Source organism: Moorella thermoacetica, assembly GCF_001267405.1.
Classification (GTDB): domain Bacteria; phylum Bacillota; class DSM-521; order Neomoorellales; family Neomoorellaceae; genus Neomoorella; species Neomoorella thermoacetica.
The window spans coordinates 2272019-2285344 of sequence record NZ_CP012369.1 but is presented as its reverse complement, the minus strand read 5'-3'; the positions used below and the strand labels follow the sequence as shown (position 1 = coordinate 2285344).

Here is a 13326-nt window from a genome sequence, read left to right as displayed (position 1 = left end):
TCCAAACTGTATTCAAAGAAAAATTAGGGAGTTGATCACCATACTTTCAGAATGATAAAATGGCTGAAGCTGGTGTGGCTATATACTTCGCATTGGGTTTTGGAATATAAAGTGAATGAAAGCCTTGGCCCGGATTACGGCGGGCCTGGAGTACGGGAGAGGTGAAATCGTGCGGGAACTGTTAATCGGCAACCATGCCCTGGCCCGGGGGGCCTGGGAAGCCGGGGTCCGGGTGGCCGCCGCTTACCCGGGGACGCCGAGTACAGAGATTATAGAAGCCCTGGCCCGCTATCCGGAGGTATACGCGGAATGGGCGCCCAACGAAAAGGTGGCCCTGGAGGTAGCCATTGGTGCGGCCATAGGCGGCGCGCGCTCCCTGGCCGCTATGAAACATGTGGGTGTTAACGTCGCCGCCGATCCCCTGATGACCCTGGCCTATACCGGCGTCAATGCCGGGCTGGTCCTGGTTTCGGCCGACGACCCCGGCCTTTTTAGCTCCCAGAACGAGCAGGATAACCGCTTTTACGCCCGCATGGCCCAGATACCCTGCTTGGAGCCTGCCGACAGCCAGGAAGTTAAGGATATGGTCATGCAGGCTTTTAATTTAAGCGAGGAATTTGATACCCCGGTAATTTTACGCCTGACCACCCGGATTGCCCATTCTTACAGCCTGGTGGAACTTGGCGACCGCCAGGAAGTGCCGCTTAAAAGTTATGTCAAACAGCCCGCCAAGTATGTCATGCTACCGGCCTTTGGCAAGGCCCGCCATGTAGTGGTGGAAGAACGGCGTCTCAAGCTGGCGGCCTATGCGGAAACTGCCCCCTTCAACCGGGTGGAATGGGCCGACCGGCGGGTGGGCATCATTACCTCCGGTATTGCCTACCAGTACGTTAAAGAGGCCCTGCCCGGGGTTTCGGTATTGAAGCTGGGGTTAACTTATCCTCTGCCGGAGAAGCTGATTTCCGATTTTGTAAAGGCAGTAAAAACTTGCTATGTGGTAGAAGAACTGGAACCCTTCCTGGAAGATCAGATCCGCGCCTGGGGACTGGGTGTAGTAGGCAAGGAATTGGTGCCAAGGGTAGATGAATTGAGTAGCGCCATTGTCGCCCGTACGGTGGGCTCGCAGGTGGCGGCCGTTGCCCCGGAGCTGGTTGCTCCTGATCTGACTGCGGTGGCCTTGCCCGGTATGAGGACCCCGGGCGGTCAAAGGGCAGGCGAAGGATCGGTCCCGGATGCGAGGGAAACGACGACTGCCGCGCCGGCTGAACTCCCCGGTCGTCCACCCCTCATGTGCCCCGGCTGCCCCCACCGCGGCGTCTTTTACGTCCTGAAAAAGCTCCGGCTGGTGGTGGCCGGTGACATCGGCTGCTATACCCTGGGGGCTACACCGCCTCTCCAAGCCATGGATAGCTGTATTTGCATGGGGGCCAGCCTGGGGGTGGCCATGGGGCTGGAGAAGGCCCGCGGTGCGGACTTCGCCCGGCGGGTGGTAGGGGTTATTGGCGATTCAACTTTCCTCCACTCGGGAATGACCGGACTCCTGGACATGGTCTACAATGGCGGCACCGGGACCTTGATTATCCTGGATAATAGCACCACGGCCATGACCGGCCACCAGGACCATCCCGGCACGGGTTATACTGCTTCCCATCAGCCGGCCCCTAAGGTTGACCTGGAACAGATAGCCCGCGCCCTGGGGGTGCACCGGGTACAGGTGGTTGATAGTTATAATCTAGAGACCCTCGAGAGGGCGATCCAGGAAGAAACGGCCGCCAGGGAACCATCGGTAATCATTGCCAGGCGGCCCTGCGCCCTCTTGAAGAAAGAAAAAGAAGCCGTTTACGCTGTAAGCCCCGATAACTGCCTGAGCTGCCGTTATTGCCTGGACCTGGGCTGTCCCGCCATTTCCTTTAGCGACGGGCACGGAGTGATTGACCCGGTACTGTGCAACGGCTGCGGCCTTTGTACCCAGGTCTGCCCTGGTGAGGCCATCAGGAAGGCTGGTGAAGAAGATGAGTAACGATGTGCTTAACGTCTTGCTGGTCGGCGTCGGCGGCCAGGGAACGATCCTCGCCGGCCGCGTCCTCTCCCGGGCGGCTATCTCACTAGGCGGCGAGGTCAAGGTATCCGATATCCATGGCATGGCCCAGCGGGGCGGCAGCGTGGTGACCCAGGTTCGTTTCGGTCCCCGGGTCTATGCCCCCGTTATAGCCCCGGGCACAGCCGACTTCTTGGTAGCCTTTGAGAAGCTGGAGGCATGTCGCTGGCTACCTTACCTGAAGGCCGGGGGTTGTCTCATAGTCAACGACCAGGAGATGCCGCCTTTACCGGTCCTTACTGGAGCGGCCACTTATCCGGCCGACCTGGTTGCGGTAATGGGAAAACTGGTCCAAAATCTTGTGGTCCTGGACGCCCTGGACCTGGCCCGCCGGGCCGGCAATGTCAAAACCGTAAATATGGTCCTCATGGGGGCCCTGGCCAGGCGGCTGTCCATCAGCCGGGAGGCCTGGGAAGAGGCCCTGGCCGCCTCGGTACCGGAGAGGTTTTTGGAGGTCAATAAAAAGGCATTTAATCTTGGCTGGGAGCAATAATAATAGTTGCGGGATATATCTAGAACCAGGGGGATAAGGTCCCGCCTGCCGGGGTTAATAAACCTCATGGCAGGTGGGGCCGGATGATCACAGTATCCGAGAGGCTTCAAATCACCGGAACTGTCCTATACTCCTAACCCTTGGTAGTCGTAATTATCATCATGTTGTGGAAGTAATGAAAAAACCTTGATACTATTGACAGAGCATCAAGGTCCTTGTCTGAGTTCCAGTACGGTGGGGGCACCGGGTTTTCAATTAGCGGGAGGTTTATATAATTATGCAGATGCTTGACTTAATCCGTCGCAAGCGGGAGGGCCAGGCCCTGGCCCCAGCCGAAATTGAGGCCATGATACGGGATTATACGGCCGGGATAATCCCCGACTATCAGATGGCAGCCTTTCTCATGGCCGTCTATTTTCGCGGCCTGGACCGGGAGGAAACGGCGGCCCTCACCAGGGCCATGATAGCCTCGGGGGAACAGATTGAGTGGAGTTCCATCCCGGGGGTGAAGGTCGACAAGCACAGTACCGGAGGTGTGGCCGACACCACCACCTTGGTCCTGGCGCCCCTGGTGGCCGCCGCCGGAGTGCCGGTAGTTAAGATGTCCGGCCGCGGCCTGGGACACACTGGGGGCACTATTGACAAACTGGAATCCATCCCCGGCTTCAGGGTGCAGCTGACGCGGGAAGAGATGATTCGCCAGGTAAAGGAGATCGGCCTGGCCGTCACTGCTCCCACGGGGAAGCTGGCCCCGGCTGACGGCAAGCTCTACGCCCTGCGGGACGTCACAGCGACTGTTGAGAGCATACCCCTCATTGCCAGCAGTGTAATGAGCAAAAAGATCGCCGCTGGCGCCGACGCCATAGTCCTCGATGTCAAGGTTGGCAGCGGCGCCTTTATGCCCGACCTGGAGTCGGCCCGGGAACTGGCCCGGATCATGGTGGATCTGGGCCGGGAGATGGGGCGGCGGGTGGTAGCTGTGATTACCAATATGGACGAACCCCTGGGGATGATGGTGGGCAACGCCCTGGAAGTCGGGGAGGCCATCGCCGTTTTATCCGGCGGCGGGCCGCGGGAGTTGCGGGAGGTTTGCCTCACCCTGGGCAGCCAGATGCTTCTACTGGCCGGGGCTACCGGTAGTGACGGTGAGGCGCGCCGGCGTCTGGAGGAGCTCCTGGCCGGTGGCGCCGCCCTGGCCAAATTCCGGCGGTTCATTGCCGCCCAGGGCGGCGACCCGGCGGTAGTCGACCGGCCGGAACTTCTCCCCCGCGCCACGGATCAGGTTACCATTGCCGCCCTAAGCAGCGGCTACATCAGCGCCGTCCAGGCACGCCTGGTGGGCGAGGCGGCTATGCTCCTGGGGGCCGGGCGAATAACCAAAGAAAGCCCCATCGACCTGGCGGTTGGTATCGAACTAAAAAAACGTCTGGGAGATTATGTTAACGCCGGCGAGCCCCTGGCTGTATTCCACGTCAACGACCGGGCCAACCTGGAGGCAGCCCGGGAGAGATTCCTGGCGGCCTATATTCTGGCCGCCGCACCGCCCACCCCGCAACCCCTGGTGTATGAGATAATCAGGGGATAAATTCGGGAGCATAGTGGGGACCATCAATATGGCCATTTTTACCATTCTTTGTCGATAAACACTTTATCTGGCCTACACGGCAAGGACGCGGGAAACCATGAGCCGGGGGTAGTCCGCTGTCGCATGGTGTCAATGGGGAAACAATGAGCCGGAGGAATAGCAACTTTTCCATGTCAAGGTAGTGTCAAGGTAATTGCTATCGCCTTAAAAATGTGATAATAATCAAAAACAACTTGAGGTAATGTCGATGGAATTCAAGCCCATTAAAACTAAAAAGATCTACGAAGAAATAGTCGAGCAGGTCAAAAAGTCCCTGAGCGAAGGGAAGCTCATGCCCGGGGAGCGATTCTTCTCCGAAAGGGAATTGTCGGATAAACTTGGTGTCAGCCGGGCGTCTGTACGGGAGGCCATCCGCGCTCTAACTACCATGGGTATCCTGGAAGTAAGGGCCGGGGAGGGGACCTTTGTCCGCCAGGTCCAGGACAGTGACATTATCCAGCCCCTGGTTATGGCTTTGCTCCTGGAAGAACAGCAAGTCATATATCTGCTGGAAGCCAGGCAGATCCTTGAACGGGAAATAGTTTACCTGGCGGCGCAGCGGGCGACCACCGAGGAAAAGGAAAAACTGGTGGGTATACTCCAGCATATGGCCGATGAACTCGCCCGTGGCTTTCTCCAGGAGGATACTGACGTCCGCTTTCACTTGACCATTGCCGGAATGACCCATAATCCCATTGTCTCACGCCTGATGTATACCATTGCCGATACCATTGCCCAGACCCTGGCCACTAAACGTCAACAGTTATACTCCAACCTGGAAAATGCAAGGTTGCTTTATGAACAGCATAGCGAGATTACCCAGGCCATTATCTCCGGGGCTGCCGATAGCGCTCGCAAGGCAATGGCCAAGCACTTGCGTTTTGTCGCCCAGAAGTTGAAGAAGTGACCCCTATGTAGCTAATGCCTGAGCCTTCATTGCTCGCGCAGCGAGGTACGAAGGAGGGATGAAAGGCGGGCTTAAATTTTTCGAGGGAATCTTAAGGTGTTGGCCTCCCGGCAGGGGCAGCCTCTCTGCTCCAGCAGGGAGGTTTTTATTTAGGCAAACGTTAACCTTAAATAAAAACAAAAAGGGGTAACGTTTTCCGAAAAGGTGTTGACATCTTCGTCTGGGAGTGGTAGACTTAAAACCGGAAGGAAAACGTTTTCCCAGAAACCTGCTCAAGTAAGAAAGGTTTATCAAGAGAGCCTGGAAAAGGAGGCGAAAGCCGGTGGTCACTATTAAAGACGTAGCCAGACATGCCGGGGTGTCGGTTACTACGGTCTCCCGGGTCCTCAACAACAGCCAGCATCCTATCAGTCCTGCTACCAAACAGCGCGTTCTAGCAGCCATCGAAGAACTCGGCTTTTGCCCCAACGCCGCGGCCCGCAGCCTGCAGCTCAATGAAACCAGGACCATTGGCCTTATCCTGCCGGATATCGCCAACCCCTACTACCCCGGCATCGTCCGGGGCGTCGAGGACGTGGCCCATGAATCCGGTTACACGGTTATCCTCTGCAATACCGACCGTTCCCGTGAACGTACTCAGGAATACTTAAGAGTGCTACGGGAAAAGCGGGTGGACGGAGTAATCTTTACCGGCGGCGGGGCCGTGGAAGACGCCAGCCAGAGCCACTTTTTCGACCAGGAAAGAATAGCTACCGTGGTTATCGGACGTCACCGTGGCAAACTGCCGGCGGTGCAGGTGAATAATACCCTGGCGGCACGGGAGGCGGTAGAGCATCTGCTATCCCTGGGACACAGGCGTATCGCAACTATCACTGGACCGGCGACCTCAACTACAGCCAGTGATCGCCTGGATGGTTACCGGTGTGCCCTGGCCGGGCGAGGTATGAAAGTAGACCCCCTTTTAATCGTTGAAGGTAATTTTGAATTCGAGAGCGGGTACCAGGCTATTGACCGGCTGCCCCTCAGGGGCCCCGGGGCTATAACGGCTATCTTTGCCCATAACGATTTGATGGCTATCGGGGCTATGAAGGCCCTTCAGGAACGGGGCTTACAGGTTCCCGGCGATATAGCAGTTATGGGCTTTGACAATATTCCCCTCGCTTCCTTTATCACCCCCCAGCTTTCTACCGTTGCTGTTCCTGTCTATGACCTGGGGGTAACGGCCATGAAGGTGCTGGCTGAGCTCCTCGCCGGCCGGGAGGTGCCGCCGGTCACCACCCTGGCTACCAAGCTCCAGGTCCGGGACTCTACTATAATTAAATAACTGGCAGGAGGCATGTCCAATGAAAAGCTACAACCTCTTAGAATGCTCCTACGTCGATGCCCAAGAGTGGTTCAAAGAAACCGATACCGTCATGGTGCCGGTGGGTAGTTGTGAGAAGCACGGCGCTCACGTCCCCCTTGGCACCGACAGTTTTACAACTATTTCCGTTACTGAAAGAGCTGCCAAGATTGCCAATGTTCCTTATACACCCTTGCTCCCCTTTGGCTATTCAGCCCACCACATGGGCCGGGTCGGCGAAGGTTGTGGCACGGTAACCCTGTCTGCCGAGACCTTCCGCCGGGTGCTCTACGATATCGCCCGCAGCCTGATTTACCACGGCGCCAATAAAATCGTCTTTGTCACCCATCACGGCTCCAACACCAAGCCTATTGACGAACTCCTCCGTAAACTGCGCTATCAGACCGGCGCTTTTGTCGCCTTTTACAAGACCCCGACCGAGCGTGAATGTGAAGTAGTTAAAGGCATCCTCGAGGGTCCCCCGGAAGAAACCCCTGGCTGGCACGCCGGCGAAATGGAGACCGCTCAGATGATGGCCTATGATGAAAGGTTGGTCGATATGAGCCGGGCAGTCAACGACCGCGCTCATGCCCCGGCCTGGATGGGCCCCAACTTTTCCAAGAAGGACGGCACCGTGACGGTCATGTTCCGGGGTTCGGAAAATATCTTCGTACCCATGGAGCACCACGAGTACTCCGATCACGCCACCATTGGGAACCCCTTCCGGGGTACCAAAGAAAAGGGCCTGAAGCTATTTGAAAAAGAAGCCGAGCACCTGGCGGCCTTCCTGGAGGAAGTGAAGAAGTTTCCATTCAAAGTAGAGAACCGCGATTTCCCCGAGAGGGCTTAAAGAAAGGTAAACCAGACCCCCTGTTTACGGCTACAGGCCGGGGACGAGCCCGGCCTGTAGCCGGGCCGGGGTTGGGAGGAAGGTAGCAATGACAGATCTCGACGCGATTACTGGATTGCAGCAGGAACTGGTTGCTGTGAGCAGGCAAATCTTTGCCCGTAACCTCACATCGGCCACCAGCGGTAACATCAGTGCCCGGGTTCCCGGTCACCCGGAACAGGTCCTGATTAAAGCTACTGGTAAATCCTTCGGCGACGTAGAGCCGGAAGATTTCGTGCTGGTAGATCTGGAAGGCAACATTCTGGCCGGTTTAGGTAAACCCTCCAAAGAGATCCGCTTCCACCTGGGCATCATGAAGGCCCGGCCGGAGGTTGGAGCTGTCTTCCACGGCCATTCGGCTTACGCCACGGCCTATGTAACCGCCAGGGGCGATTTACCCGTAGTCACGGCGGCGGCCGAAGGTAACCTGGGTAAGATCGGCATTATTGGCTTTGCACCGGCGGGTTCAGTAGAACTGGCTGAAATGGTCAACAGGGCCTTTAAAGATCCTGAACTTAAGGCCGCTGTAATGACCCGCCATGGCTTTATCACCGTGGGTCCGGATGTCCACCGGGCTTTTTACCTGGCCGACGTCCTGGAGGATAATGCCAGGGTAGCCTTCCTGATGGCTCAGCTGGGTTAAATTTTTTTGGTCGCGAGAATTGATTTACATTTCATCTAAATGATTTAAATTAAGGGGGGATTAAGGGATGCGGGCCTCCATTTATGAGTATATGAAGGTGGGGATCGTCCATTTCAAAGCCTTCCCCGAGGTCGTCAATGGGACCGGGCCGGTGGTCGAGACACTGCAACGTATTGCTGAAGACGATTTTTTTACCGCCGTGGAAGTCGGCTGGATTCGGGATATCAAGCAACGTATGGAAGCCGCCCGTTTATTGAGAATTGCCCACCTGGAGGTTTGCTACGCCTGCCAGCCAGCTATCTTTTCCCAGAAATTAAACCTAAATTCCCTGGAGCCCGGGGAGAGAAAGCGGGCCATCAAGCAGGTCTTTAACTGCCTGAAGGAGGCCTCGGACCTGGGTGCCGTGGCCGTACGCATCCCGGCGGGTAAAGACCCCGGTGCGGAACGGCGGGAGGAAGCGAAGAAACTCCTGGTCGATTCCTTGAGCCAGATCTGCGAATATGCCCGGGAGATGGGGAACCCGGCCATTACCCTTAAGATCTTTGACCGGGATATTGACAAAGAATCCTTAATTGGCCATTTCTGTGATGCTTTTGATATTGCCAGACAATTATGTCCGAGTTACCCTAAGTTTGGACTCCTGGCGGATCTCTCCCACTTCCCGTTGCTACGGGAAAAACCCGAGGAGGCCCTGCCCCTGGTTAAAGACTACCTGACGGCCTTTCACATCGGCAACTGTGTTATGAAAGACCGGCGTCACCCCATATATGGCGACTTGCAGCCCCGGTTCGGGGTGGAAGACGGAGAGATTGACACGCCCCAGGTCAGCGCCTATTTCCGCCTCCTGGCCGATATGGGTCTCATCGGGCCGGAAAAATGGCCGGTCTTGAGTGCTGAGGTGCGCCCCCTCCTGCCAGGCGAGACTTCAGAGTTAATTCTGGCCAACGCCAAGCGTGTCATTAAGGAAGCCTGGGCCCTGGCTTAAACTGGCGTTAGCAATAAAGTCAAGCTACCCCCGCCGCTTAAGCAACTTAAGCGCCAAGGTTGCTAGCCTAAGCACCCGCAACCTGAAGCCTGTACCCCCAGTCTCCAGGAAGAAAACCAATAATCGCCTGATTTGGCAGATGTTATTTTCGGAGGAGAAAAGGTGTGACAGCGAAGGACATTGCCATTATCGCCACAGTAGACACCAAAGAGGCCGAAGCCCGTTTTCTGCAGGAGTTTATCACCAGTCATGGCTGGCAGGCCCCGGTGCTGGATGTCAGCACTCATCGTCCCCATAATTTTCAGGCGACCTATTCCAGGGAAGAGATCTGCCGCCGGGCTGGGGTGGAGTACAAGGATTTGGGCACCTTGCACCGGGATGCCATGATGGCAACCATGGGCCGCGGAGCGGCCCGGGTATTAATGGAACTTTATGACCGGGGAGAGCTGGCGGGCGTCCTGGGCATCGGCGGCAACCAGGGTACGGCCATAGCAGCTATGGCCATGCGCTCTTTGCCTGTCGGGCTGCCCAAGTTAATAGTTTCTACGGTGGCCTCGGGCAATGTCCGGCCCTATGTAGAGTACAAGGACATTACCATGATGTTCTCAGTAGCCGACCTGCTGGGTGGTCCCAACACCGTCAGCCGCACTATCCTCAGCAATGCTGCCGGGGCGGTGATAGGAATGGCCGCCTGGGGCCAGCCCCTGAAGGCGGGGGAACGGCCGGTAATTGCCATCACAGCTCTGGGCAATACCGACCCGGCAGTAGCAGCCGCCCGGGGGCGACTGGTGGAACTGGGTTACGAAGTGATAGCCTTTCATGCTTCCGGGACCTGCGGATCAGCCATGGAAGAACTAATCGAAGCAGGGTTAATAAACGGCGTTCTGGATCTGACCCCCCACGAGTTGATCGGCGAGGTCCATGGCGCTGATATTTATACTCCCCTGCGGCCGCGCCTGGAAGCTGCAGGCAGGCGGGGGATTCCCCAAGTTGTTTCCTTGGGCGGCCTGGATTACTTCTGTTTTGGACCGGCAGATACCATACCGCAGCGTTTCCAAGGCCGGAAGACCCACTACCATAACCCCTACAATACCAATGTCCGGGCTACCGGGGGTGAACTGGCCCAGGTAGGCGAAGTCATGGCCGCCAAGCTAAATGCCGCTCGCGGTCCGGTGGTGGTGATGGTCCCTCTCAAGGGCTGGTCGGAAAACGGCCGGGCCGGTGGCCCCCTGTACGATCAGGAAGCCGACGCCGCTCTGGTGGCGTCCCTGGAGGCCAACCTGAATCCCGGGATAAAACTTATGAAACTCAACGCCCATATTAACGACCCGATCTTCGCCGCCAGCGCCGTCGCTGTTTTGCACCAGTTGATGGAGGTTTCTCGGCCGGTAGATGGCACCTTTCCCAGGGAAGCCGTGGAGAAGGGCACACTCCCTCCAAAAAACCCGAAATGGAGGCGATCGTTAACGCCAGAAAGCGCAATCGTAAAGCAAGCACCAAGGTGAAGGTTGAGTACCTGAACGCCGCCGACCTGGAGTTAATGTAGAGTGATTTCCCAAGGAGGTCAAAAGCTATGACTTATATGATCCCTGAAAAAATGAAAGCCCTGGTTCTCTTCGGCCCTAACGACGTGCGCCTGGTAGAAAAGCCGGTGCCCAAACCCGGCCCCGGCGAGGTGCTGGTCAGGGTGGCGGCCTGCGGCATCTGCGGCACCGATGTAAAGATTATCACCAAGGGCATGCCAAAGATGCCTCCCTACGGTGAATTTACCTTCGGCCATGAATGGGCCGGGACCATTGTCGCCCTGGGAGAAACAGTGGACGAATTCCAGGTCGGCGACCGGGTAGCCATCGAGGCTCACAAGGGTTGCGGCCGCTGTGAAAACTGCATCGACGGCAAGTACACTGCCTGCCTAAACTACGGCCGCCTGGACAAGGGCCACCGGGCCGCGGGCATGACGGTAGACGGTGGCTTTGCCGAGTATGCCGTCCAGCATGTAAATTCAGTCTACAAGATTCCCGACAATATTACTTTCAACGAAGCCACCTATGTGACTACGGCCGGCTGTGCCCTCTACGCCATCGACAAGAGCGGCGGTTATATTGCCGGGGATACGGTCCTGGTCATCGGCCCCGGCCCTATTGGTCTCTCTGTGGTCCAGGGAGCCCGGTCCCTGGGGGCCGAAAAGATCATCCTCATGGGAACCCGAGAAGACCGCCTGGTCAAGGGTCGTGAGCTCGGCGCCACCCATACCATTAATATTCGTGAGGTGGCCGATCCCGTTGCCGAAGTAATGGCCATCACCGGTGGTAAGGGCTGCGAGCGGGTTTTTGAGTGCGCCGGCAACTCTCAGTCCTTCGAGTACGGCATCAAAGCGGCTAAAAAGGGCGGTGTCATGGTCCTGGTTTCCTTCTATAAGGAACCGGTAATGGCTAACCTGGATTATGTCGTCTTAAACCAGATCAGCCTGCTCACCGTACGCGGTGAGGGCAACCAGAACTGTAAGCGCGCCCTGTCACTGATGGCCCAGGGTAAGATTGACGCCAAACCAATTATGACCCACGCCTTCCCGTTAGAAGAGTTCCAGAAGGGCCTGGATTACTTCGTCAACCGCAAAGACGGGGCCATGAAGGTGGTTATCAACCCCTAAAAAAGGCTAACGGCCCGGAGCAGGCCGTTAGCGACGGCGGGGAGCAGTGACGGATGGTAAGCTGTAACCTGCTCCCTGCTCCTTATATCTTAATAATAAAATCACCCTTTGGCAACGACAATTCAACTAATTGCAAAGGCGGGGATAATATGGCCACTGCCACTCAAACCGGCACACAGGCGGTAGCAACCGGCAAAAAAGCTGGTACCAGGTGGGCTTATTTTATAATCGGCCTGGCTGTCCTGGGCCTCTTCTATATCTTACCTGTTCCGGCAGGTATGAAACCTGCGGCCATGCGCACCCTGGGGGTAATGGCGACCACAGTTTTCTGGTGGCTGACGGAGACGCTGCCCATTCCAGTTACGGCCTTAATGGTGCCGTTAATGCTTCATTTTACCGGAATCCTTAGTCTGGATAAATCTGTAGCCCAGAGTTTTGGTGATAGTTTTGTTCCTTTTTTGATAGGTGTTCTGGCCCTGTCGGTGGCCTTTACCATGTCCGGCCTGGGTAAACGGATCACTTATCTGCTGCTGGCCCTTTCAGGTACCAAAGTTAGCCGGGTAATCGGCATTTACTTCCTGGTATCCTTTGTAATCTCCATGTTCGTCACCGATGTGGCCGTGGTGGCGATGATGCTGCCGATCGTAGTAGGCTTGTTACAATCCGTGGATGCCAAACCGGGGGAGAGTAACCTGGGCCGGGGCTTGATGATGGCCATTATGTTTGGTTCTACCCTGGGCGGTATTTGTACACCTTCGGGGGTAGCTTCCAATGTCATTACCATGAGTTTTCTGACAAAAAACGCCAAAATAGGAGTATCGTTTCTTGACTGGGTAGCTATTGCTACACCTATCTTCGTAGCAGTCGGCATTATTGCCTGGTGGCTGATTCTCAAGATCTTTCCGTCGGAAATTAAAGAATTGCCCTACGGCAAAGATATGATTCACAAAGAACTCAAGGGAATGGGCTCCTGGTCCATCGAGGAAATAACTACCATGGTTGTTTTTCTCCTGGCGGTAGTCCTCTGGCTGACCAGTTCATGGAATGGATTGCCGATAGCTTTTGTCTCCCTTCTCATCCTGGGACTTTTATCAATGCCGGGTGTTGGAGTTTTCAAGAAATGGAGCGATGTGGAGAAACGCCTGGAATGGGGGGCCCTGATGCTTGTAGTAGGCGGCTTCGCCCTGGGCCTGGCAGCCAGCCAGAGTGGCCTGGCCCAGTGGGTGGCCCAGCACGCCCTGAAACCCATGACTATTCTTCCCCGGCCGCTGCAGCCACTGGCGGTGACCCTGTTGGTAGCAGTGGATTCCCTGGGCTTCTCCAGCTTTACAGCAGCTGCTTCGGTTAATGTACCCTTTATCATTGCCTACGCCCAGCAGAACGCCCTGCCAGTGCTGTCGATGGCCCTGGCGGCCGGTTTCGCCGCTTCCACCCATTTCATCCTGGTTACCGAGAGCCCGTCCTTTGTGTTACCCTATGCTTACGGGTACTTTAGTTTTAAGGACCTTTTCAAGATTGGCGTGATTCTAACCATAGTGAGCGCCGGGGCCATTGCCATCGGCCTGGTTCTCGCCGGCATGCCGGCAGGTGTACCGTTGCATTAATATGTACCATTGCATTAATAATTGTATAAAAGGGGCCAGTCAGGCTCCTTATTTTTTTGCCCCAAAAAGCATCTATAAAAAAGAGGAATCT

At 56.3% G+C, this 13326-nt stretch carries 11 protein-coding genes; all 11 read left to right on the top strand.

Translation table 11 applies throughout. The features are described from left to right. The first annotated feature begins 169 nt into the window (after positions 1–169). Positions 170–2020 (top strand): thiamine pyrophosphate-dependent enzyme, encoded by a 1851-nt coding sequence (locus MOTHE_RS11310; protein WP_053095277.1) that lies wholly within the window; start codon positions 170–172, stop codon positions 2018–2020. Continuing rightward, positions 2013–2591 carry an indolepyruvate oxidoreductase subunit beta gene (locus tag MOTHE_RS11305; RefSeq protein ID WP_053095132.1) on the top strand — a complete coding sequence of 193 codons (579 nt, stop codon included), beginning with the start codon at positions 2013–2015 and terminating at the stop codon, positions 2589–2591. The genes MOTHE_RS11310 and MOTHE_RS11305 overlap by 8 nt, the downstream gene beginning before the upstream one ends. Positions 2592–2868: 277 nt before the next feature. Then, positions 2869–4176 (top strand): pyrimidine-nucleoside phosphorylase, encoded by a 1308-nt coding sequence (locus MOTHE_RS11300; RefSeq protein ID WP_011393758.1) that lies wholly within the window; start codon positions 2869–2871, stop codon positions 4174–4176. A 247-nt stretch (positions 4177–4423) separates the two neighbouring features. Further along, complete coding sequence (locus MOTHE_RS11295) at positions 4424–5122, top strand: FadR/GntR family transcriptional regulator (RefSeq protein WP_011393757.1); 699 nt, start codon at positions 4424–4426, stop codon at positions 5120–5122. Between the two features lie 322 nt (positions 5123–5444). Beyond that, a complete protein-coding gene (locus tag MOTHE_RS11290) occupies positions 5445–6446 on the top strand; it encodes a LacI family DNA-binding transcriptional regulator (protein ID WP_011393756.1) in 1002 nt (333 codons plus the stop codon). A 19-nt stretch (positions 6447–6465) separates the two neighbouring features. Next, entirely contained in the window at positions 6466–7314 is an 849-nt protein-coding gene (locus MOTHE_RS11285) for a creatininase family protein (protein ID WP_011393755.1), read from the top strand. A gap of 88 nt (positions 7315–7402) precedes the next feature. Continuing rightward, positions 7403–7996, top strand: coding sequence for a class II aldolase/adducin family protein (locus MOTHE_RS11280; RefSeq protein WP_011393754.1), 594 nt, complete (start codon positions 7403–7405; stop codon positions 7994–7996). 67 nt (positions 7997–8063) lie between these two features. After that, positions 8064–8981 (top strand): sugar phosphate isomerase/epimerase family protein, encoded by a 918-nt coding sequence (locus MOTHE_RS11275; protein ID WP_053095131.1) that lies wholly within the window; start codon positions 8064–8066, stop codon positions 8979–8981. Between the two features lie 164 nt (positions 8982–9145). Beyond that, positions 9146–10486, top strand: coding sequence for a Tm-1-like ATP-binding domain-containing protein (locus MOTHE_RS11270; protein ID WP_053095130.1), 1341 nt, complete (start codon positions 9146–9148; stop codon positions 10484–10486). Between the two features lie 68 nt (positions 10487–10554). Further along, positions 10555–11631: a zinc-dependent alcohol dehydrogenase gene (locus tag MOTHE_RS11265; protein ID WP_011393751.1), complete on the top strand. Its 1077-nt coding sequence runs from the start codon at positions 10555–10557 to the stop codon at positions 11629–11631. Between the two features lie 149 nt (positions 11632–11780). After that, entirely contained in the window at positions 11781–13235 is a 1455-nt protein-coding gene (locus MOTHE_RS11260; RefSeq protein WP_162490097.1) for an SLC13 family permease, read from the top strand. Positions 13236–13326: the final 91 nt, after the last annotated feature.